Source organism: Mycolicibacterium brisbanense, from assembly GCF_001570425.1.
Lineage (GTDB): Bacteria > Actinomycetota > Actinomycetes > Mycobacteriales > Mycobacteriaceae > Mycobacterium > Mycobacterium brisbanense.
In genome coordinates, this window is sequence record NZ_BCSX01000004.1 from 37,939 (window position 1) to 57,856 (window position 19,918).

Annotated in this window: 20 protein-coding genes; 10 read left to right on the forward strand and 10 right to left on the reverse strand. The window is 67.9% G+C overall.

All coding sequences use genetic code 11. The features are described from left to right. Nucleotides 1-57 precede the first annotated feature (57 nt). Nucleotides 58-978 carry an alpha/beta hydrolase fold domain-containing protein gene (locus RMCB_RS01455; protein WP_165606240.1) on the reverse strand — a complete coding sequence of 307 codons (921 nt, stop codon included), beginning with the start codon at nt 976-978 and terminating at the stop codon, nt 58-60. A gap of 321 nt (nt 979-1,299) precedes the next feature. Here RMCB_RS01455 and RMCB_RS01460 point away from each other — a divergent pair, with 321 nt between their 5' ends. Together RMCB_RS01460 and RMCB_RS01465 are read left to right on the forward strand one after the other, a co-directional pair. Continuing rightward, on the forward strand, nt 1,300-1,905 hold the full coding sequence (locus RMCB_RS01460) for a cutinase family protein (RefSeq protein WP_062827337.1): 606 nt from the start codon (nt 1,300-1,302) through the stop codon (nt 1,903-1,905). A gap of 115 nt (nt 1,906-2,020) precedes the next feature. Next, nucleotides 2,021-2,893 carry a rhomboid family intramembrane serine protease gene (locus RMCB_RS01465; RefSeq protein WP_062827338.1) on the forward strand — a complete coding sequence of 291 codons (873 nt, stop codon included), beginning with the start codon at nt 2,021-2,023 and terminating at the stop codon, nt 2,891-2,893. A 3-nt stretch (nt 2,894-2,896) separates the two neighbouring features. Here RMCB_RS01465 and RMCB_RS01470 read toward each other — a convergent pair whose 3' ends face one another. Both RMCB_RS01470 and RMCB_RS01475 read right to left on the reverse strand, forming a co-directional pair. Continuing rightward, nucleotides 2,897-4,252 (reverse strand): FAD-binding oxidoreductase, encoded by a 1,356-nt coding sequence (locus tag RMCB_RS01470; RefSeq protein ID WP_062827339.1) that lies wholly within the window; start codon nt 4,250-4,252, stop codon nt 2,897-2,899. A gap of 9 nt (nt 4,253-4,261) precedes the next feature. Next, nucleotides 4,262-5,482, reverse strand: coding sequence for a multidrug efflux MFS transporter Tap (locus RMCB_RS01475; RefSeq protein WP_062827340.1), 1,221 nt, complete (start codon nt 5,480-5,482; stop codon nt 4,262-4,264). 42 nt (nt 5,483-5,524) lie between these two features. Here RMCB_RS01475 and RMCB_RS01480 point away from each other — a divergent pair, with 42 nt between their 5' ends. Both RMCB_RS01480 and RMCB_RS01485 read left to right on the forward strand, forming a co-directional pair. After that, nucleotides 5,525-6,385, forward strand: coding sequence for a uracil-DNA glycosylase (locus tag RMCB_RS01480; protein WP_062827341.1), 861 nt, complete (start codon nt 5,525-5,527; stop codon nt 6,383-6,385). A gap of 13 nt (nt 6,386-6,398) precedes the next feature. Then, on the forward strand, nt 6,399-7,448 hold the full coding sequence (locus RMCB_RS01485; RefSeq protein ID WP_062827342.1) for an LLM class flavin-dependent oxidoreductase: 1,050 nt from the start codon (nt 6,399-6,401) through the stop codon (nt 7,446-7,448). Here RMCB_RS01485 and RMCB_RS01490 read toward each other — a convergent pair. Together RMCB_RS01490 and RMCB_RS01495 are read right to left on the reverse strand one after the other, a co-directional pair. Next, entirely contained in the window at nt 7,445-7,888 is a 444-nt protein-coding gene (locus RMCB_RS01490; protein ID WP_062827413.1) for a nitroreductase family deazaflavin-dependent oxidoreductase, read from the reverse strand. The genes RMCB_RS01485 and RMCB_RS01490 overlap by 4 nt on opposite strands. A gap of 10 nt (nt 7,889-7,898) precedes the next feature. Then, a complete protein-coding gene (locus RMCB_RS01495; RefSeq protein WP_062827343.1) occupies nt 7,899-8,336 on the reverse strand; it encodes an HIT family protein in 438 nt (145 codons plus the stop codon). A 176-nt stretch (nt 8,337-8,512) separates the two neighbouring features. Here RMCB_RS01495 and mbtM point away from each other — a divergent pair, with 176 nt between their 5' ends. Further along, the gene (gene mbtM, locus RMCB_RS01500) at nt 8,513-10,090 is read left to right on the forward strand and encodes a long-chain-fatty acid--ACP ligase MbtM (protein ID WP_062827344.1); all 1,578 of its coding nucleotides are present in this window, start codon (nt 8,513-8,515) and stop codon (nt 10,088-10,090) included. A gap of 6 nt (nt 10,091-10,096) precedes the next feature. Here mbtM and RMCB_RS01505 read toward each other — a convergent pair whose 3' ends face one another. Next, nucleotides 10,097-10,564, reverse strand: coding sequence for a VOC family protein (locus tag RMCB_RS01505; RefSeq protein WP_029366650.1), 468 nt, complete (start codon nt 10,562-10,564; stop codon nt 10,097-10,099). 27 nt (nt 10,565-10,591) lie between these two features. Between RMCB_RS01505 and RMCB_RS01510 the strand changes: the two genes are divergently transcribed. Further along, nucleotides 10,592-11,428: an AraC family transcriptional regulator gene (locus tag RMCB_RS01510; RefSeq protein ID WP_062827345.1), complete on the forward strand. Its 837-nt coding sequence runs from the start codon at nt 10,592-10,594 to the stop codon at nt 11,426-11,428. 21 nt (nt 11,429-11,449) lie between these two features. Here RMCB_RS01510 and RMCB_RS01515 read toward each other — a convergent pair whose 3' ends face one another. Continuing rightward, complete coding sequence (locus tag RMCB_RS01515; protein ID WP_062827346.1) at nt 11,450-12,859, reverse strand: HNH endonuclease signature motif containing protein; 1,410 nt, start codon at nt 12,857-12,859, stop codon at nt 11,450-11,452. 65 nt (nt 12,860-12,924) lie between these two features. On the opposite strand from RMCB_RS01515, the gene RMCB_RS01520 reads away from it, so the two are divergent. Beyond that, nucleotides 12,925-13,185, forward strand: coding sequence for a ribosomal protein L7/L12 (locus RMCB_RS01520; RefSeq protein ID WP_062827347.1), 261 nt, complete (start codon nt 12,925-12,927; stop codon nt 13,183-13,185). A 12-nt stretch (nt 13,186-13,197) separates the two neighbouring features. Here the strand turns inward: RMCB_RS01520 and RMCB_RS01525 are convergent, their stop codons facing one another. The 3 genes from RMCB_RS01525 to RMCB_RS01535 all read right to left on the reverse strand — a co-directional run bounded on the left by RMCB_RS01525 (nt 13,198) and on the right by RMCB_RS01535 (nt 16,607). Then, nucleotides 13,198-14,100 carry a sensor domain-containing protein gene (locus RMCB_RS01525; RefSeq protein ID WP_062827348.1) on the reverse strand — a complete coding sequence of 301 codons (903 nt, stop codon included), beginning with the start codon at nt 14,098-14,100 and terminating at the stop codon, nt 13,198-13,200. 113 nt (nt 14,101-14,213) lie between these two features. Further along, the gene (locus RMCB_RS01530; RefSeq protein WP_062827349.1) at nt 14,214-14,702 is read right to left on the reverse strand and encodes a DNA-deoxyinosine glycosylase; all 489 of its coding nucleotides are present in this window, start codon (nt 14,700-14,702) and stop codon (nt 14,214-14,216) included. A gap of 75 nt (nt 14,703-14,777) precedes the next feature. Then, nucleotides 14,778-16,607 (reverse strand): flavin-containing monooxygenase, encoded by a 1,830-nt coding sequence (locus RMCB_RS01535; protein ID WP_062827350.1) that lies wholly within the window; start codon nt 16,605-16,607, stop codon nt 14,778-14,780. 152 nt (nt 16,608-16,759) lie between these two features. Here RMCB_RS01535 and RMCB_RS01540 point away from each other — a divergent pair, with 152 nt between their 5' ends. From RMCB_RS01540 to RMCB_RS01550, 3 genes are read left to right on the forward strand one after another with little or no spacing between them, the layout of a single operon-like run. Further along, on the forward strand, nt 16,760-17,815 hold the full coding sequence (locus tag RMCB_RS01540; RefSeq protein ID WP_062827351.1) for a 2,3-butanediol dehydrogenase: 1,056 nt from the start codon (nt 16,760-16,762) through the stop codon (nt 17,813-17,815). After that, nucleotides 17,812-18,591 (forward strand): acetoin reductase, encoded by a 780-nt coding sequence (locus tag RMCB_RS01545; RefSeq protein WP_062827352.1) that lies wholly within the window; start codon nt 17,812-17,814, stop codon nt 18,589-18,591. The genes RMCB_RS01540 and RMCB_RS01545 overlap by 4 nt, the downstream gene beginning before the upstream one ends. 45 nt (nt 18,592-18,636) lie before the next feature. Continuing rightward, complete coding sequence (locus tag RMCB_RS01550; protein ID WP_062827353.1) at nt 18,637-19,914, forward strand: GAF domain-containing protein; 1,278 nt, start codon at nt 18,637-18,639, stop codon at nt 19,912-19,914. Nucleotides 19,915-19,918 lie beyond the last annotated feature (4 nt).

Here is a 19,918-nt window from a genome sequence, read left to right on the forward strand (position 1 = left end):
ACTCACCGGTGACGTGGGGCGTCGGGGCGGCTGGCCGCGCAGCGTTGCTGACGTCGCTCAGCGTTGCTGAGGTCGCCCAAGCGCATCGGTGATGAACCTCGTGGCGAGGTCGAGTGACGCCGCGGTTTCGGGCAATTCGGGCTCGGTTTGGTAGACGTGCCACAGCCCGGGGGTGGAGTCCAGCGTGACCGTCACCCCGTCGCGGCGAAGAACCTCGGCCAGGCGCTCGCAATCGGGCGCGAACAGGTCCAGGGAGGCGGGCGTGAGCAGGACGGGCGCGCGGAGCCCCTGGAAGCGACCGTTGATGGGGGAAACCGCCGGCGTGGATGTCGACTCGGCGCCGGCATAGAGCGAGGCCGCTCGATCAAGCATTCCATTCCAACGAATGAGCGCGTCGAGGCCCTCGTTGACCATGCGGCTGGACTCCCTTGAACCCGGTGGCATCAAGTCGGACCAAGGCGAGAAGAGGACGACACCGGCCGGGTGTACGAGGCCAGCGTCGCCGGGAAGACCGGACACGATCCTGCTCAGAAGCGCCAGGGCAAGGTTCCCCCCGGCGGATTGCGCCACGAGCACGGCGGATCCTGACCACCTCGAGGTGAGCGCACGCCACACTGCTGTCACTTGGTCTAGGGCGACGGGATAACGCTGCTCCGGGATGAGGTCGTATTGCACGGATACGGCGGGGAGCCCAGTGCCGGCGGCCAGGGCGAGCACGATGGGGTCGACCGGACCGCCGACGGGGAATGCGCCTCCATGGACGTAGACGATGAAGGGCTTGCCAGGCTCTTTCGCGGGTGCGCCGCTGAATTCGGCCGTTGCGGTGGTGTGGGGTGTGATGCGGGTGACTCGCACTCCGGCGACACTGTCCTTGACGATGTCACCTTCGAAGTTCGCGAGCGCAGTTCGTATCTGGTGGCGAGAGCGCCAATGGCTTACTGCTCGGATGAGAGGTGCCGTAAGTCGGTTGATCGGCACGGGGATTCGGCCCGGTGGGGCGGTGGCGGCTACGCGGGCCGCTGCAGCGGAGATCTTGACCGGTCTAGGCCCGGAGTCCCCAGCGCGGTCTCGCGCGGGGTCCGGTGCGGGTTGTGTGGACATCATGCTTTGCCCTTCTCGTCAACGGGCGGGGAAACGTGACTCGCCGCATCGGTGCCACCGTGCTGCTGATCTCTCTACCGTGTCCATAGGATCGCCTCGAATCGCCTGTGGATACACTGTAGCCATAAACGACTCGAGTGGCCAATCGCGCTCGGCGACGTACTGGCGAATGGGGGCCTGTTGAGGAGCTACATCTGCATGGCAGTGGTCGCGGCGGCGTGCGCACTGCCGGCGGTCGTCATTCCCGCGCCACCCGCCTCCGCGGCCGCATGCCCAGATATCGAGGTGGTATTCGCCCGTGGCACAACACAACCGGGGCTCGGCGAAGTAGGGCAGGCCTTCGTCGATTCGCTCGCCTCGCAAGTGGGCGCACGCTCAGTCGAGGCCTATGCCGTCGACTACCCAGCCACCTGGGATTTCGACACCGGGATGCCCAACGGATCCACCGATGCGAGCGGTCATATTCAATCCATCGCCGCGACCTGCCCCAAAACCCGGATTGTGCTGGGCGGCTACTCGCAAGGGGCAGGCGTCATCAGCTTGGCCACCACGGGGATGCCCCCACAGATCGCCGATCACGTTGCCGCAGTGGTGCTGTTCGGCAACCTAAGGAGCGCCTACGCGGCCACGCTCATGCATGGCCCGCTGCCCACCATCGGCCCCGCGTATACCGGTAAGACCATCGACGTCTGCGTGCCCAACGATTTGATCTGCTCGGACGGCCAGGACTGGGGCGCGCACACTGCCTACGTCCAGACCGGGATGGTCGACGAGGCGGCCGGTTTCGCTGCTAGTCGATTGTGACTGCTAGGTCGGTGACGAATTCCCGGCCACCGTACCCCGAGTGAGATTTCTCAGTGCCCCTGGCCGGGCAGTGCGGATGGCTCGACGTTTGCCGCCGCCGACTAGGCTCGGCGCCGTGAGCATTCCCAACACGCCGCAGTCACCTGCCGCGACGCCGACGTGTTACCGGCATCCCGACCGCCAGACCTACGTGCGGTGCACGCGTTGCCAGCGCTACATCTGCCCGGAGTGCATGCGCTCGGCGGCCGTCGGTCATCAATGCGTGGAATGCGTCAACGAGGGCGCCAAATCCGTGCGGGCACCACGCACCCAGTTCGGCGGGAAGCTGAGCAACGGCACTCCTGTGCTCACCTACGGACTCATCGCGGTCAACGTGCTGATGTTCGTGCTGCAGATGACGTCGAAGAACCTTGAGGGCGAACTGACCCTGTGGTCGCCGGGCGTGGCGATCCACGACCAGTACTACCGGCTGGTCACCTCGGCCTTCCTGCACTACGGCCTGACGCACTTGTTGTTCAACATGTGGGCGCTCTACGTGGTCGGGCCGCCACTGGAAGCATGGCTGGGACGACTCCGTTTCGGAGTGCTCTACGCGCTGAGCGGTTTGGGCGGTTCGGTGCTCGTATATCTGCTGTCGCCACTGCAATCCGCGACAGCGGGAGCGTCGGGTGCGATCTTCGGCCTGTTCGGCGCGATCTTCGTGGTGGCCCGGCGGCTCCGTCTCGATGTGCGCTGGGTCGCCGCGGTCATCGTCATCAACCTGGTGTTCACGTTCGCCGGGCCGGCCCTGGGAACCGGTGCCATCAGCTGGCAGGGTCACGTCGGTGGTCTGGTCACCGGCGCCGCGGTGGCCGCGGCATTCGTCTACGCCCCGCGTGCGCACCGCAATGCGATCCAGGCCGGAGTCTCGATCGGTGCGTTGCTGATCTTCGCCGCGCTGATCGCATTCCGCACCAACCAGCTGCTGACGTCGTTCGGGATGGCCTGAGATCTAGATGGCGGCACCCGGATTGAGGATGTTGTCCGGGTCCAGAGCCTGCTTGATGCGGTGGTTGAGGGCCATCGCGTCGGGGCCGATCTGACCCGCCAGCCACGGCCGCTTGAGCCGGCCCACACCGTGTTCGCCGGTGATGGTGCCACCCAAACCGACTGCCAGGTCCATGATCTCGCCGAACGCCAGCTCGGCGCGCCGCGTCATGTCAGGGTCGGCCGGGTCGAACACGATCAGCGGATGGGTATTGCCGTCACCGGCGTGCGCGATCACCGAGATCAGCAGATCGCGCTGCTCGGCGATCTTCGCGACGCCGCCGACCAGTTCGGCCAGCGCGGGCAGCGGCACCCCGACGTCCTCCAACAGCAGTGAGCCCTTGGCTTCCACGGCCGGGATCGCGAAGCGTCGGGCCGCCACGAACGCCTCGCCCTCGTCGGGATCGGACGTCGAAAACACCTCGGTGGCACCGCATTCGGTGAACACCTCGGCCATGAACGCGACGTCGTCGGCGCCCGCGGCGCCCCGGTCGTCGGAGGCGGCCACCATCATGGCCGCCGCGGTGCGGTCCAGGCCCATCTTCAGTTTGTCCTCGACGGCGTTGATGGCCGCGGAATCCATGAACTCCAGCATGGACGGCCGGATCTTGCCGGTGATCTTCACGACCGAGGCCGCCGCGGCCTCGACCGAGTCGAATGTGGCCACCACGGTGCACGGCGAGTGCTGCGGCGGCAGCAGGCGCAGCGTCACTTCGGTGACCACCCCGAGCGTGCCCTCGCTGCCGACGAACAACTTCGTCAGGCTCAGGCCCGCAACGTCTTTCAAGCGCGGGCCACCGAGGCGCACCGCGGTGCCGTCGGCCAGGACGACCTGCAGGCCCAGCACGTAATCGGTGGTGACGCCGTACTTGACGCAGCACAACCCGCCCGCGTTGGTGGCGACATTGCCGCCGATGCTGCAGATCTCGAACGACGACGGGTCAGGCGGATACCAGAGCCCATGCGCGGCAACGGCTTTCTTCACCTCGGCGTTGAGCAGGCCCGGTTGCACGACCGCGGTGCGGGTGACCGTGTCGACGGTGATCTCGCGCATTTTCTCGGTCGACAGGACGATGCCGCCGTCCAGAGCGGTCGCCCCGCCCGACAGGCCGGTGCCCGCCCCGCGGGGTACCACCGCCACCTTGTGCTCGCTGGCCCACCGCAGCACCTGCTGGACCTCCTCGGTGCGGGTCGGTCGCACCACGGCCAGGGGAGTGCCCGCCTCTGGATCGGCGGCGCGATCCTGCCGGTAGGAAGCCAGGATGTCCGGGTCGGTGACGACGACTCCTGCGGGAAGGGCGGAGATCAGTTCGGGCAGCACATGGCGATCCTACGAGCGATCCAACTGCCGCAGGGCAGGCAGGAAGATCGCGACCACGCCGAGCAGCAGCATCGGCAGAGCCAGCGCCAGGAACGTGGCGTGCAGTCCCGCTCTATCGGCCATCGGACCGGCGACCACCAGGCCCAACGGACCCGCGGCGTAGGCCAGTGAACCCATCACGCCGACCACGCGGCCGCGCAGCTGCGCCGGCGCGCGCGTCTGCATGACGTAGTTGGCGATCGGCGCGATCGGCCCGTAGACCAGGCCCACGATCGCGCACATCGTCAGGATCAGCGGCAGGGGCGGCAGGAATGCGACCACCGTCATCGCCACGCCGAGGGTGATCACGGCGGTGAGCATGGTGGCGCGTCGACTCAGGTATTTCGACACCACGGCGTACCCGAGGGCGCCCACCAACCCGCCGATGCTCATGGCCATCAACACCCAGCCCAGCTCGGCGGGCTCATTGCGGTCGGTGAAGTACTTGGGGAACAGCACGCTCTCCATCGGCATGTACAACCCGGTGGCGACCAGGTCGATGATCGCCAGGGTGCGCAGCACCGGTGTGTGCCAGACGAATCGCAGGCCTTCGACGATGCCGGACCACACTCCGTCCGGCAGCGCCTCCCGATCGGGTGCGCCCGCGCCCTCCAGCCGCAGTACCGCGATGGCTGCCAGCGAGCAGGCGAATGTCGCGGCGGTCACCCACATGGTGTTGATGCCGCCGATCGCGGCGATGAGCAGGCCGCCGATGCCGGGGCCGACGATGTAGGCCAGGTTGAACGCGGCCTCGTAGACACTGTTGGCGTGGTCCAGGCTCCAGCCGGCCTGTTCGGCGGCCTCGGGCAGCATGGTCTGGCGCGCGGTCATGCCGGCCGGGTCGAAAAACGCCCCGAACGCCGCCAGCACGGCCAGCACCACGACGTTGATCGCCTGCACGCCGAACACCAACGCCAGCACCGGCACCGTCGCGACCGAGAGCCCCGAGAGCACATCGGAGAGCATCGACACGCGGCGGCGGCCGAGGTAGTCCACGGCTGCCCCCGCGATCAGCGTCGCGGCCAGCAGGGGCAGTGTCGCGGCCATCGCGACGATCGCGGCGTCCAGCGCAGATCCGTTGCGCTGCAACACCAGCCAGGGAAACGCCACCATCGAGATGCCGTTGCCTGCGCCCGCCATCAAGGCGGCGAACAGGATCAACAGCAGTGGGCCGCGCTTGGTCTCGGTCATGGCTATCGCGGCGAATCTAACATCGTGGGGCACAGTGGACGGGTGCAGCGGGCTCAACTGCCTCATCCCCGGACCGGCGACCTGTTCGACTCCCCGGTGCCGCCCGGCGCGGGCTGGCCCGGCGATCCCGCCGGCCCTGACACGCCGGTGGCCAAGACCGCACCGCGGGTGCGGCGACTGGCCGCCGGCGCCGACACCGTCGCCGAACTCGACGCACGCGTTTCGGTGTGCCGAGCCTGTCCACGCCTGGTGGTCTGGCGCGAAGAGGTCGCCGTGGTCAAACGAAAGTCCTTCGCCGATCAGCCGTACTGGGGCCGGCCCGCGACCGGGCTGGGGGCAGAGCATCCGCGCATCCTGATCGTCGGGCTGGCGCCAGCCGCGCACGGCGCCAACCGGACGGGCCGCGTCTTCACCGGCGACCGGTCCGGGGACTTCCTGTTCGCCGCACTGCACCGGGTGGGGCTGGCCAACCAGGAGCACAGCGTCGACGCCGCCGACGGCCTGCGGTTGATCGACACCCGGATGGCTGCCGCAGTCCGGTGCGCCCCACCCGGCAACGCCCCGACCCCGGCCGAGCGCGCCACCTGTGCGCCCTGGCTGGACGCCGAATGGCGACTGGTCGGGAACAGTGTGCGAGTGATCGTCGCGCTCGGCGGCTTCGCCTGGCGTTCGGCGCTGGACATGATCGGGTCGTCACAGCGCCCGGCGCCCAAGTTCGGCCACGGCGTCACCGCCACGCTGACCGGCGCCTTCGGCGAGGTGACGCTGCTGGGCTGCTTCCACCCGAGCCAGCAGAACACCTTCACCGGCAGGCTCACCGCGGCGATGCTCGACGACATCTTCGTCACTGCGCGCCGCATGGCGTCCGGGGCTGCTGGCGGGAACGAACCCGGCCGGCTGTGACGTTGACGCTGTCATGCGGCTTTCTGTCCTCGACCTCGTCCCGGTGCGCACCGATCAGACCACTGCCGATGCCCTGACCGCCACGACGCACCTCGCGCAGACCGCCGACCGGCTCGGATACACGCGCTACTGGGTCGCCGAACACCACAACATGGCCGCGGTGGCGGCCACCAGCCCGCCGGTGCTGATCGCGCATCTGGCGGCCCACACGTCTCAGCTGCGCGTGGGCTCGGGCGGCGTGATGCTGCCCAACCACGCGCCGCTGGCCGTGGCCGAACAGTTCGCGCTCCTTGAGGCCGCGCATCCCGGTCGCATCGACCTCGGCATCGGCCGCGCGCCCGGCTCCGATCCCGTGACGTCGCTGGCCCTGCGCGGAGCCGCCGGCCGCGATGATCGCGACATCGAGGCATTCCCGCAGTACCTCGACGACGTGATGGCGCTCATGGGGACCCGAGGGGTGCGGGTGCCGTTGCCGCGGGACCTGCTGCGCGAGAACTACGTCCTGAAGGCGACGCCTGCCGCGGCCAGCCAACCGCGGATGTGGCTGCTGGGGTCCTCGATGTACTCCGCGCACCTGGCTGCTGCCAAGGGGCTGCCGTATGTGTTCGCCCATCACTTCTCCGGTCAGGGCACCGCGGAGGCTCTCGAGATCTACCGCGAGGAATTCCAGCCCAGCGAACTCGTGGCCGAACCGCTGACGTTCTTGACCGTCAATGCAGTGGTTGCCGAAACCACCGATGAGGCAAAGGCTTTGCTGCTGCCCCAGTTGCAGATGATGGGGCGGCTGCGCACGGGACAGCCGCTGGGCCCGCTGGATCTGGTCGAGGATGCCGAGGCGACGACGATGACGCCGCAGGCCCAGGCCGTGGTGGCCTCGGGCCTGCGCCGCGCGATCGTGGGGTCGCCGACCGAGGCAGCCGATCAGGTACGGGCGCTGGCCGAGGAGTTCGGCGTCGACGAGGTCATGATCAACCCGGTTGCCTCGGCGCGTCGGGGCGCCGATCCGGCCACGGCGACGGCCCGCGACACCACCCTGGAACTGCTCGCCAAGGAGTTGTTCTAAGGCGACAGCACGACGACGGGTATGGGCCGCGTCGTGCGCTTCTGATACGCCTTGTAGCGGTCCTTGTTGCCCGGCATGTTGTTGACGATCTCCCACAACCGCGGGTAGTCGGGGTCACCGGGCAGCACCGGCTTGGCCGTCACGCCGAACCGCTTGGGGCCGACGTTGATCTCGACCTGCGGGTTGGCCTTGAGGTTGTGGTACCAACCGGGTGCCGTCGGGTCGCCGCCCTTGGACGCCACCACGAGGTAGTCGGCGCCGTCTTTGGCGTAGGTCAGCGAATTCGCGCGCGGTAGCCCGGTTTTGGCGCCGACGGTGTGGATGATCAGCGCTTTCGGACCGCCCGGGATCTGGTGCCCGATCCGGCCGTCGGTGGCCTTGTAGACCTTGTCGTGCAGCGTCAGCATCGGCAGACCGATGTAGCGCTCCCACCATGGCATGCTCATGGGCTCAATCCTGCGCAGATTCGTCGAGTTGCGCCAACGCCGCACGCAGCAGCCGGGCCGACCCCTGGCGATCGGGGTCCCGGCGCAGCAGCATGCCCTTGGCGAACGACAATTTGTCGCCGTCGTGCCGCGGCACCACGTGCAGGTGGATGTGGAACACGCTCTGGAAGGCCGCTTTGCCGTCGTTGATGGCGATGTTGGTGCCGTCGGCGTGGAGCCCGGATTCACGCGCAGCCCGGGCGATGCGCTGCCCGACGACGGCCATTCCCGCGAGGGTCTCCGGTGGCGTGTCGGTCAGGTCGACGGTGTGCTTTTTCGGGATCACCAGGGTGTGGCCGCGCGTGAACGGCCGGATGTCGAGGATGCCGAGGTAGTCGTCGTCTTCGTAGATCCGGATGGCCGGGGCCTCACCGGCGACGATGGCACAGAACACGCATGACATACCGCCACGTTATCCGCGACCGAAAGGGCAGCCGAAAGCGTCTGGTTCACCGTCCATCGGGCAGGCCACTTTTCGGCAAAGAGCGAGTACCTTCACCATATGGCCTGCGGCGACGTCAAATATGCACGGCATCGGAGGCTCAGCAATGACTGTGTGGCTCGCGTGGAGGTTGCCCGATGAATCCTTTGGCTGCGACTTTGACGGTCCGACTCGGAACTAGCGCCGCGAATCTGGTGCTGCTCGAGGATGGCGAGTGGACGCGTTACCCGTGGCCCGAGATTCTCGCTCGCGCCGAGAACACGGCCGAGCGGCTGCTCGACGACGGTGTCACCCGCGTCGGGTTGGTCGGTGAACCCACCGCGGAGCTGGTGTCAGCGATCATCGGCTCGATCCTGGCCGGGACGGCGGTGTCGATCTTGCCGGGACCGGTTCGCGGCGCCGAAGCCGCCCAGTGGGCGCACAACACGTTGACTCGGTTCCGCGGCATCGGCGTGCAACGCGTCCTGAGCCAGGGCAGCTATCTGGACCGCTTGACCGGCGTCGCCGACACCCCGCAGCTCGTCGATCTCGCCGGTGTGTCACATGCCCGGCGGTCCACATCCTTCGTCGCGCCGGAGGCACTCGCACCGGTCGCTGTCCTGCAGGGCACCGCGGGCTCGACCGGTTTGCCACGTACCGTGCAGATTTCGCCCGCGGCCATGCTGGCCAACCTGACCGGCATCAACGAGCGGACCGGTGTCACCGCGGATACCGTGGGATGCTCGTGGCTGCCGCTCTATCACGACATGGGTCTGAGTTTTCTGATGTCGGGCGCGGTCGCCGGCGTCGAGGTGTGGCAGGCGCCGACCTCGGCGTTCCAGTCGTCGCCGTTCCGCTGGCTGAATTGGCTGACCGAGAGCCGGGCCACCTGTACTGCTGCGCCGAACATGGCCTACGGCATGATCGGCAAGTTCGCCCGCCGGGTCACCGGCATCCACCTTTCCGCACTTCGCTTCGCCCTCAACGGCGGCGAACCCGTCGACTGTGAGCTGACCGAGCGGTTCGCGGTCGAGATGGCCCGGTTCGGATTCTCTGCCGATGCGTTGGCGCCGTCGTATGGCCTGGCTGAATCCACCTGTGCGGTAACCGTTCCCGCCCCAGGAGTTGGAATGCTGGTGGACGAGACCGTGTTTCGCACCGACGCCGGGACCTCGCCGCGTCGGCACGTGGTGCTGGGCGGGCCCATCGCCGGCATGGAAGTACGCATCGAGCCCCACGAAGCCGCCGCGGTGGAAGTGACCGATCGCGAGGTCGGGGAGGTCGTCATCCGGGGCACGTCGATGATGTCGGGTTATCTCGGCGGCGAACCGCTCGGTGCCGAGGAATGGTTCCGCACAGGCGATCTGGGATACTTCGTCGACGGTGGCCTGGTGGTGTGCGGCCGGGCCAAGGAGATCATCACCGTGGCCGGCCGCAACGTGTTCCCCGCCGAGGTCGAGCAGGTCGCGGCCCAGGTGCCCGGTGTGCGGGAGGGAGCCGTGGTCGCCGTCGGGGTCGGGGAAGGCTCGATCCGTCCCAGCCTGGTGATCGCGGCGGAGTTCCGCGGCCCCGACGAGGCGGGTGCGCGCACTCGGGTGATCCAGCAGGTGGCCTCCGGTTGCGGCGTGGTGCCTGCCGATGTCGTGTTCGTCAAACCCGGTGCGCTGCCCCGCACGTCGTCAGGCAAGCTGCGGCGCTTCGAGGTCAAACGGACGCTGGTGGCCGACTGGGTGTAGCAGGCCTCAGCTGTTGGCGGCCGCCCAATCATTGAGACGGCGTTCCTGTTCCTCCGGTGAGATGTCCTCGACGCGGGTCATCACGCTCCAGCGTTGACCGAACGGGTCGATGATCGACGCGAATCGGTCGCCGGTGACGAACGTCTGGATGGGCTCGCGGACGATGGCCCCGGCCGCCACGGCGCGTTCGGTCACCGCGTCGGCGTCGGGGCAGTAGAACGCGATCGAACCGGTGGCGTACCCGTTCTTGTCGGGCGCGGCGAGTTGATACGCGTCCTGCGGGTCTCCCAGTTGCAGCCGCCCGTTGCCGAAGTCCAGTTCGGCATGCGCGACGGTGCCGTCGGGTCCGTCCATCCTGCTCACCAGCGTGGCGCCGAACACCGATACGTAGAAATCGATGGCGTCCGCGGCGCCGTCCAGGCACAGGAACGGGGTAAGGCTCGTATACCCGTCGGGAATCGGTTTCACAGTCATGTCGTCCAGTTTCGTAGCCTGGGTTCGATGGGTGCTTGGAGAAACGCGCCAGAACCGAACGCGCCGGTGCGCGGCGTTGTCGGCCGGGCGGGCACCGGCTCGGTGTTCGATCTGCACCGCTGGGCGCCGTCGCCGGATGCCGCGCGGTTCGTCGAACATTTCTGGTCGGTGAGCTGGGACCGCCGTGCCGAGGGACCGTTCGAGAGCACCGTGATCACATTTCCGGCCATGCATATCACCCGAGAATGGGGCGACGACGATGCCCGCCATGGGGTTTCGTTGCCCAATACCCTGGTGCACGGCGTGGTGCCGCAGGTCTTCCGCACCACGATCAGTGGGCGCGGCGGCGTGGTGGGCGCCCGATTCCACCCTGGCGGGTTCACCGCGCGGTTCGGCAGGGACGCCGCTGACTTGACGGGCAGAGTAGTTCCGGTGGACGACGAATTGTTCGGGGCGCCAATAGTTCTCGACGACGATGTGGCCTCCGCGGGCGCTGCGCTGGATGCCGCTGTCGGAGCCTTTGCCGGCGAGCCCGACGCGGCCTACCGAGCGCTGACGCCGCTACTGGCACGGATGCGCGAAGATACGACGCTGCACCGCGTGGAACAGGTGATGGCCCACGCCCCGTGGAGCACCCGCACGACGCAGCGAGTGTTCCGGCGGTACGTCGGCGTGCCCGCCAAGTGGGTGCTGTGCCGCTATCGCCTGCAGCAGGCGGCGCTGGAGATCGAGAGCACGCCCGGAATCGACTTCGCCGATCTCGCGGTCCGGCTCGGCTGGTATGACCAGGCGCATTTCAGCAACGATTTCCGCGCCATGCTGGGCTGGACGCCCGGGGAGTACGCCGGCCGGTTCGGCGGCTGACGTGCTGTGGGTCCTGCGCTTTTAGAAGGGTGGCGGTTGGTAGTTGGTGGCGAGCCAGGCTTGGTGTTGGCGTTGTTGTTCGGTGTTGAGGGCGGCGCGGTGGCGGCGTTCGGCGGTGATGCGGTCGCGGCGGTCGTGGTCGCGGGTGTGGGTGCGTTTGGGCATCATCAATGCCCGATAGGCGCTGGGCTCGGCCGGGGTGGCCGTGGTGATGTCCCCGGTGGGGTGGGCCAGGGCGGGGAACAGGGCCGCGCCGTGGGGTTCGGTGCGGTAGATGTGCCCGGTGGGGGCGGTGAGTAGCACGGTGCCATCGGGCAATTGACGATCAGACCAGCCGGGGCAGAACGTTTTGACCAAGTGATGGTGGCGGCAGTACAGCTTCAGGTTCGACGGGTGGGTCGCCCCGTACGGGTAGGGCACGGTGTGATCGATGTCGGTGGCCAGCGCGGGGGCCTCGCAGCCGGGCCAGCGGCAGGTCAGATCACGCCACCGGATGAAGTCGCGCAACGCCGCCGACGGGCGGTACCCGGGTGTTTCGGTGGGCACCGTCACCGGTGTGGTGCGCCCGGCGGCGGCCAATTCTCGTACGGTTTGGGCGGGTTGGATCCCGAAGCCGGGCAGGTATCCCGGGGTGTCGGAGGTGCCGTCGACGGTGGCTTGGTCCGCCAGGACATGTACGACGGCGGCGTCGGCGGCAGCGCGGGTGGCCGCGGCGGGGCAGTCCGGGGTGCCGCAGCGGCACGGCAACTGTGATTCCAGCCGCGACAACGGCCCCAGGGCGTCGGAGCGGCGTTGTTGGTGGGTGCGGGGGTCGTTGGCGCACACCGTGGCCGCCAACGCGTCGAGGCGTTGATCGAAGGAGGCGCCGTCGGCGGCGCTGACCGTGCCCCACACCACGGCTTCGCCGGGGGTGGTCGGCTCCACGGTGATCTGGCGGGATTCCTCGACGCTGGGCGGTACCCGCACGCCGTCGGGGTCGTATTTGGCCACCCACAGATCGACGCGGTCCTGCAGTTTCTGGTCCGACAGGCGCATCCACTTGGGGGCGTGGCGGGCCAGCGCGGCATCCAACTCGGCGAACACGCCCGCGTCGACGGTGGCGGTGCGGGTAATGATGGTGCGCACCACCCGGTAATCGATGGCCCCGGCGGCGAACACAGCCGCCACCAGGGGCAGTTTGTCGCGCAACACCCGGGCATCGCGGATCTGCCCGCCGGCGCGAGCCCGGCTGATCGCCAAGGCCGCCGACACCTCGGCGGCGACCTCTTCGAACGGATCGGTGCGCCAGAAGATGGTTTCGGCCAGTTCGCGTTCCCGGCGGGCATCCAATTCCCCGATCAGGGCCAGGCGTCGGGCGATGGCCGCGGCCTCCGCGCGCCCCGCATCGCTCAACCCGTCGATCAGGTCCGCGTCAGCGAGGGAATCGAACACATGTTCTATTATGCCACCGGCGACCGACAACTCGCGGCACCCATATCCCATGCCACACTTGCCCGATGGCATTGTTCGGAAGCTCCGACGACGATCTGCGGCGCCGCATCGAGGACCTGGAACGGCGGGTCGCGTACCTGGAGCGGGCGGCTGCGGCCGCGGGCCGACCCATGCCGACTCCCGGTCAGCCCGGTGAGCTGATGGCGAGCCCGATGGTGCGCCAATTGGCCTTGCAGGGCAAGAAGATCGCAGCCATCAAGCTGCTGCGGGACGAGACGGGCCTTGGCCTCAAGGAAGCCAAGGACATCGTCGACCGATTGGCCTGACCGGGCCGAGGCTCAGTGCCGCCTGGTGTGGTGGAACCAGTGGAAGTGACGGTGTGATGACCGCTGGGTCTGCGCGACCTTGTCGATCTTCTGGCCGATCTTCGAGACGAGTTGCCCGATGAATTGCGGATCTGATTTGTCGTCGCAGAGGCCGATCTCGACCACGACATTGTCCCGCGCGGAGAGTCCGTCATGGCACGTCCAGCCGCCTGCGTCGGAACCGAGCTTGGTGATCGACCACATTAGGACGCCGTCGCTCTCCGAGACGTCGCCGTTGCGCCAGTTGTCGGTGGTCGGCGGGTTGTCGGACGTCATGGTCACCTGGAACGTCTTGCCGACGCACTGCTGCCACTTGCCCTTGGTGGTGTCGACGAACTGCTTCGCGGCATCGGCATCGGGAAACGCGACGACCGCCTGCGTGAGACTGAAATCCTGACCCTTGTCAGCGTCGGCATCTGTCGTCCTGAGGTTCTGCCTGCGCACTGCTGTCGATCCGCTGCCCGCATGCTCGCGCTCGGCGGCAAGAACAAAGTTGCACGGGTCTGGCTCGCTGGTGTCCCACGTGCTTTCGACGGTTCCGCCGTAATCGGCGTCGGGTTCCAGCGGGCCGGTCCCCAGAACGGTTCCCGCCTCGTCCTTTGTCAGCAGGACGCCGGCCAGCGCGGACTCTTTGACGATCCGCTCCTCGTCGGAGCCGCCGAGCAACCACAACACCAACGCGACGACCAGCATCACGACCACGAACACCACTGCGAGAACCGTGATGATCAGGCGCGAGCGGCTGCGGCGCGGCGGCGCCGGCGGAGGTGGCGGAGCCGCGTAACCGCCGCCGGGTGCCCAGGGCTGGCCGGGCGTCGGCTGCGGTGAACCCCAGTTCTGGGCGGACGGCCAGGGGTCTGCGGGCGGAAACGTCATCGTGGTTCCTTCGGAAAGGCCTGGGGGAGCTGGTGGCGGCGGACAACGCGCCTTATCGCCCCCCGGTAGCTGAAGCGTAATCGGTCACCCTGCGGATGACTGACGGCAATCCGTCACTTCAGGGCAGCCCGCCATGCGGCCAGCTTGTCGGCATAGGCCATGGTGTGCGCGGGGCTGGTGGACGGCAGTCGCACGCTGGGCGGCGAAGTGTCCACGCCGACCAGGCGGCGGTAGTTCGCCTCGGCGGCCGCGCCGTTGAACACCACCAGCCCGATCTCGTGGTGCTCTTCGAAGAACTGTCCGAAGTCGTTGGGCACCATACTGTCTGGTTCCACGGCGGAATCGAGGCTGCCCACCCGGCGGCAGGATCGCAGGACATCCCACACCGCGATCCTGTGCTGCACCAGCGCGCGCACCCGCTCGTCATACGGCGCGGCCGCGTCGAATCCGAACACCTCGGCGGTGATCCGCCAGAACGCGTTGCGTGGATTGCCGTAGTACTGGCCGGCCGAAAGGGACATGACACTCGGCATGTTTCCGAGGATGAGCGTGCGTGGCCGTTTTCCGACGATGGGCGCCAGCCCGTGCAGAAGCTCACTCACCCCAGGCACTCAACCACACGCGGGCGCCCCGAACGGAGTGGGGAATTCACGTTCGGGGCGCCATGTCGTGTGGTCTCAGCTGAGGTGATGGACCTCCTGCAGTCCGTACACCGGTGTCGGCAGCCCTTCGTAACGGGCCTTGAGCTGCAACGCCAGATACAGCGAGTAGTGCCGCGACTGGTGCAGGTTGCCGCCGTGGAACCAGAGGTTCTCCTGCTGGGTGGGCTTCCACATGTTGCGCTGTTCGCCCTCCCACGGCCCGGGATCCTTGGTCGTGTCCGAACCGAGGCCCCAGACCTTGCCGACCTTGTCGGCCACGTCCTGGCCGATGAGGTCGGCGGCCCAGCCGTTCATCGAGCCGAAGCCGGTGGCGTAGACGACGACGTCGGCGGGCAGTTCGGTGCCGTCGGCCAGGATCACCGAGTCCTCGGTCAGACGGTCGACCTGGCCGTGGGCCAGCTTGACGCTGCCGTCGGCGATCAGGTCCGACGCGCCCACGTCGATGTAGTAGCCCGAGCCGCGGCGCAGGTACTTCATGAAGAGCCCCGAGTCGTCGTCACCGAAGTCCAGCTCGAAACCGGCGGCTTCGAGGCGTTCGTAGAAGTCCTTGTCGCGCCGCCGGATTGCGTCGTAGATCGGTCGCTGGAAGTCGGCCATGATGCGGTAGGGCAGGGACGCGAAGGTCAGGTCGGCCTTCTCGGTGGTCATGCCCGCGGCGACGGCACGCTCCGAGTAGAGGTCGCCGAGACCCAGATCCATCAGCGACTCGGACTTGACGATGTGCGTCGAGCTGCGTTGCACCATGGTGACGTCCACGTCGTTCTCGTAGAGCGCCTTGCAGATGTCGTGCGCGGAATTGTTGGACCCGATCACCACGGCGCGCTTGCCGACGTACTGGTCGGGGCCCGGGTGGTGGCTGGAGTGGTGCTGGTCGCCCCGGAAGATTTCCTGACCGGGCAGGGTCGGGATGCTGGGCTTGCCCGACATGCCCGTCGCCAGCACCAGGTGCACCGGGCGCAGGGTCACGGGTTCGCCGTTGCGGTTCACCTCGACCGTCCAGCGCTGCTCGGCGTCGTCGTAGGAGGCCGAGAGGCACGTCGTCGAACTCCAGTACGGCACCTCCATGACCCGCGTGTAGAACTCGAGCCAGTCGCCGATCTTGTCCTTCGGCGCGAACACCGGCCAGTTGGCAGGGAACGGCAGGTACGGCAGATGGTCGTACCACACCGGATCGTGCAGGCACAGGGACTTGTAGCGCTTGCGCCACTGGTCGCCGGGGCGTTCGTGCTGATCGACGACAATGGCGGGCACGCCGAGCTGGCGGAGCCGGGCGCCCAGCGCGATGCCGCCCTGCCCGCCACCGATCACCACGATGTACGGCTGCTCGCTGTAGCCCAGAGTCAGTTCCTCGTCGAGGCGTTTCTCGGCCCACGAACGCCGGTCCGGGTCCGACCCGTGCACGGCGCCGAGCACCCGGGTCGCGCCCTTGCGCTCCTCGTGGCCCTTGAGCTCCTGCAGGGTGGTCAGCAGAGTCCAGCCTTGGTCGTCGCGCAGTCGCAGATGACCCTTACCGCGGCCGACGGCGGTCTCGAACTCGATGAACGCCGATGTGATGACGTGCTCGCCGTCGAGGTCCTCGGTCGGTGGCTCCGCAGTTCGGAACCCGGAGGGATCGGTGTCTGCCAGGCGCTCGGTCAGCATGTCGGAGATGCCGTCGTGACCCTCGACTGTCTTGAGGTTCCAGGTGAACGCGACCAGGTCGCGCCAGAAGCTGTCGGTGGCGAACTTCCCGACGACGCGGTTGATGTCTCGCTCGGCCAGTGCGGACTCGAAGTCGGCCAGCCAGGCGTCAACCCGTTCCTGCGGTGACAGTGTGGCCAGCGGTGCTGCGGTGGTCTGTGTCATGTGAGTCAGCCCACACGGTGTCAACGAACGCGACAAGGGTTGCACGGGGTTGCAGCCTGCCCGACGGTTGCGGGTGCAAGAGAACACCAGAGCGGACGCAACCTCTTGCAACCCTTACGGTGCACCCGGCTGCTGGCCTAGAAACGTCCACCATGAAAGCAGCCGTGTATTACGGACCGAACAAGGTCGAGATCGCCGATGTGCCAGAGCCCCGACCGACCGAAGGGACCGTCAAGATCAAGGTCGGCTTCAACGGCATTTGCGGCACTGACCTGCATGAATACTATGCGGGGCCGATCTTCGTGCCGACCGAGCCGCATCCGCTGACCGGGCAGCAGCTGCCCCTGACCATGGGGCACGAGTTCTCCGGGACCATCACCGAGATCGGCCCGGGTGTCACGGACTACGCGCCGGGCGACCGGGTGGCGATCGAGCCCATCTACCGGTGCGGACACTGCAGCCCATGCCGGGCGGGGAACTACAACATTTGTCAGCAGATCGGCTTCCACGGCCTGATGTCCGACGGCGGCATGGCCGAGTACACCGTGGTCCCCGTCAACATGCTGCACCGCCTGCCCGACAACGTGTCGCTTGAGCTGGGGGCGCTCGTGGAGCCGATGTCGGTGGCCTATCACGCGGCCACCCTCGGAGCGGTCGGTCCGCTGCACACCGCGGTGGTGTTCGGCGCCGGTCCGATCGGCATCGGCCTGTGGTTCGCGCTGCGCGGCAAGGGCCTGGAATCGGTGTTCGTCGCCGAACCGTCGCCGACCCGGCGGGCCGCCATCGAGGCGCTGGGCGCCAAGACCCTTGACCCGACCGAAACCGACGTGCCGGCCTTCATCGCAGAGGTCACCGACGGTCGGGGCGCCGACGCGGCCTTCGACGCCGCGGGTGTGGCGCCGGCGATCGCGGCAGCCTCCGCGTGTGTGGGCGCGCGCAAGCCGACGATCAGCGTCGCCATCTACGAGAAGCCGCTGACCACGCCACTGCTCAACCTCGTGATGAACGAATCGCGCATCCAGGGTTCGCTGTGCTACACGTCGGCCGACTTCGAGGCGGTCATCGATCTCATGGCGCAGGGCGTGTACGACACCAAGGGCTGGGTCACGCCCATCGCCATCGACGACGTCATCGATGAGGGGTTCGAAGCCTTGCACGCCGGTAAGAAGATGAAGGTGCTCGTCGACCCGAGTGGAGAATCAGCATGACATTGCAGGGCAAGGTGGCACTGGTCACCGGAGCCGGACGCGGCATCGGCCGGGGCATCGCGCTGCGGCTCGCGCGCGAAGGCGCCGACATCGCGTTGGTCGACGTGGCACCGGATGCCATCGCCACGGTGGCCGACGAGGTGACCGAAATCGGCAGCAAGGCAACGACGTTCGTCGCCGACGTGAGTGATCGCGACGCCGTGTACGCGGCTGTCGAACACGCCGCCACGGCGCTCGGTGGATTCGATGTGATGGTCAACAACGCAGGCATCGCGCTGGTGGGCCCGATCGCCGACGTGACTCCCGCCGATGTGGCACGGGTGTGGTCCATCAACGTCGACGGTGTGCTGTGGGGTATCCAGGCCGCCGCGGCCAAGTTCATCGAGTTGGGCCGGCCGGGGAAGATCATCAATGCCTCGTCCATCGCCGGACACGACGGTTTCGCGATGCTCGGCGTGTACAGCGCCTCCAAGTTCGCGGTGCGGGGGCTCACCCAGGCGGCCGCCAAGGAGTACGCGTCGGCGGGGATCACGGTGAACGCGTACTGCCCGGGCATCGTGGGCACGGACATGTGGGTGGAGATCGACAAGAGATTCGCCGAGCTGACGGGTGCGGCGGAAGGGGAGACGTTCCAGAAGTACGCGGGCGGCATCGCTCTGGGACGGCCGGAAACTCCCGAGGACGTGGCCGGTTTCGTGGCGTATCTGGCCGGGCCCGACGCTGATTACATGACCGGACAGGCGGGCCTCATCGACGGCGGACTGGTCTATCGGTAGGCCGGTCGTAGCATCTCGATGTGACGGGGAGCACAATTGCAGGCGATGTCCGGATCGTCGATACCCGAGCCCGCGGTCGCTCCCGGTGAGGACCCGCGTCGCTATGCGCGGTTGCTGACAGCGGTCTACGACGCGACGATGTCGGGGGACCGGGCGCCGGCCCGGCCCCGCTCGATCATCGAGGATTCCTGGAACCGATTGCGGGCCAAGGGAATCAACCCTGAGGAGCACAGTCCGCCGCGCATCGAGACCGGGCTGGAGCTGCTGCGTCAGTCGTCGGGGCTGGTCGGGGTGCTCGACGATGTCACGCGTGGTCTCGAATCGGTGATCCAGGAGGGCGACAACATCCTGGTCATCGCCGACGCCCGCGGCCGCGTGCTGTGGCGGTCGGGCTCACCCCGGGTACTCGCGCTCGCCGACCGCCTCGGCTTCATCGAGGGGGCGTGTTGGAGTGAAAATGCCGTGGGCACCAACGGAATTGGCACGGCGCTCGTCTCGCATTCGGCGGTGCAGATCTTCTCGGCCGAGCACTTCTTGCGCAGCCACCACCCGTGGACGTGCGCCGGAGCGCCGATCCGCGATCCGCGTACCGGTCAGGTGATCGGAATCGTCGACGTGTCCGGGCCGGCTCCCACCGTGCATCCGACCACGGTGGCGCTGGTCGATCTGGTCGCCCGGCTGGCCGAGTCCCGGCTGCGTGAGGTGCACGAGCGCACGCTCAACCGGCTGCGCACGGTGTCGGCGCCGATCCTGGCCCGGATGCGCAGCCCGGCGCTCGCGGTCGACACCGACGGGTGGGTCGCCGCGGTGGATTCCCTGCCCCTGCACAATCGGGTGCTGTTGCCCGAGGACGGCCTGCCCGGACGCCTGTGGATACCCCCTCTCGGTATGTGCGACGTGGAGTCGCTGCCGGGAGGCTGGCTGCTGCGGGTCGCCGACGACGCCGAACCCGCCCCGGCGCCGGCACGGGTCACCCTCGATCTGAGTGACAGCGAACCCTCGCTGGAAATGGTGGGGCAGTTCGGCAGCTGGCGCCGCGGCATCTCCAGCAGGCACGCCGAGATCCTTCTGGTGCTGGCCACCTGTCCGCAGGGCCGGTCAGCGCAGGAGCTGGCCGCGGATCTCTACGGTGACGGCTCCCGCGTGGTGACGGTGCGCGCCGAGATGTCCCGGCTGCGCAAGCAGTTCGTCGGCCTGCTGTCGGGCAAGCCGTACCGGTTCGCCGATTCGGTGCTGGTCGACGTCCGCTATCCGCAGGACATGACGACGCTGCTGACCGCGTCGACGGCCCCGGCGGTGCGAGCGGTCCGCGCCATCCCCTGACGCG

Bases quoted from the DNA above. Each gene is read 5' to 3' on its own strand.
- RMCB_RS01460 (WP_062827337.1), top strand. From the start codon at position 1,300: ATGGCAGTGGTCGCGGCGGCGTGCGCACTGCCGGCGGTCGTCATTCCC.
- RMCB_RS01475 (WP_062827340.1), bottom strand. From the start codon at position 5,482: ATGACCGAGACCAAGCGCGGCCCACTGCTGTTGATCCTGTTCGCCGCC.
- RMCB_RS01485 (WP_062827342.1), top strand. From the start codon at position 6,399: ATGCGGCTTTCTGTCCTCGACCTCGTCCCGGTGCGCACCGATCAGACC.
- RMCB_RS01490 (WP_062827413.1), bottom strand. From the start codon at position 7,888: ATGCCATGGTGGGAGCGCTACATCGGTCTGCCGATGCTGACGCTGCAC.
- RMCB_RS01495 (WP_062827343.1), bottom strand. From the start codon at position 8,336: ATGTCATGCGTGTTCTGTGCCATCGTCGCCGGTGAGGCCCCGGCCATC.
- mbtM (WP_062827344.1), top strand. From the start codon at position 8,513: ATGAATCCTTTGGCTGCGACTTTGACGGTCCGACTCGGAACTAGCGCC.
- RMCB_RS01505 (WP_029366650.1), bottom strand. From the start codon at position 10,564: ATGACTGTGAAACCGATTCCCGACGGGTATACGAGCCTTACCCCGTTC.
- RMCB_RS01510 (WP_062827345.1), top strand. From the start codon at position 10,592: ATGGGTGCTTGGAGAAACGCGCCAGAACCGAACGCGCCGGTGCGCGGC.
- RMCB_RS01520 (WP_062827347.1), top strand. From the start codon at position 12,925: ATGGCATTGTTCGGAAGCTCCGACGACGATCTGCGGCGCCGCATCGAG.
- RMCB_RS01525 (WP_062827348.1), bottom strand. From the start codon at position 14,100: ATGACGTTTCCGCCCGCAGACCCCTGGCCGTCCGCCCAGAACTGGGGT.
- RMCB_RS01535 (WP_062827350.1), bottom strand. From the start codon at position 16,607: ATGACACAGACCACCGCAGCACCGCTGGCCACACTGTCACCGCAGGAA.
- RMCB_RS01540 (WP_062827351.1), top strand. From the start codon at position 16,760: ATGAAAGCAGCCGTGTATTACGGACCGAACAAGGTCGAGATCGCCGAT.
- RMCB_RS01545 (WP_062827352.1), top strand. From the start codon at position 17,812: ATGACATTGCAGGGCAAGGTGGCACTGGTCACCGGAGCCGGACGCGGC.
- RMCB_RS01550 (WP_062827353.1), top strand. From the start codon at position 18,637: ATGTCCGGATCGTCGATACCCGAGCCCGCGGTCGCTCCCGGTGAGGAC.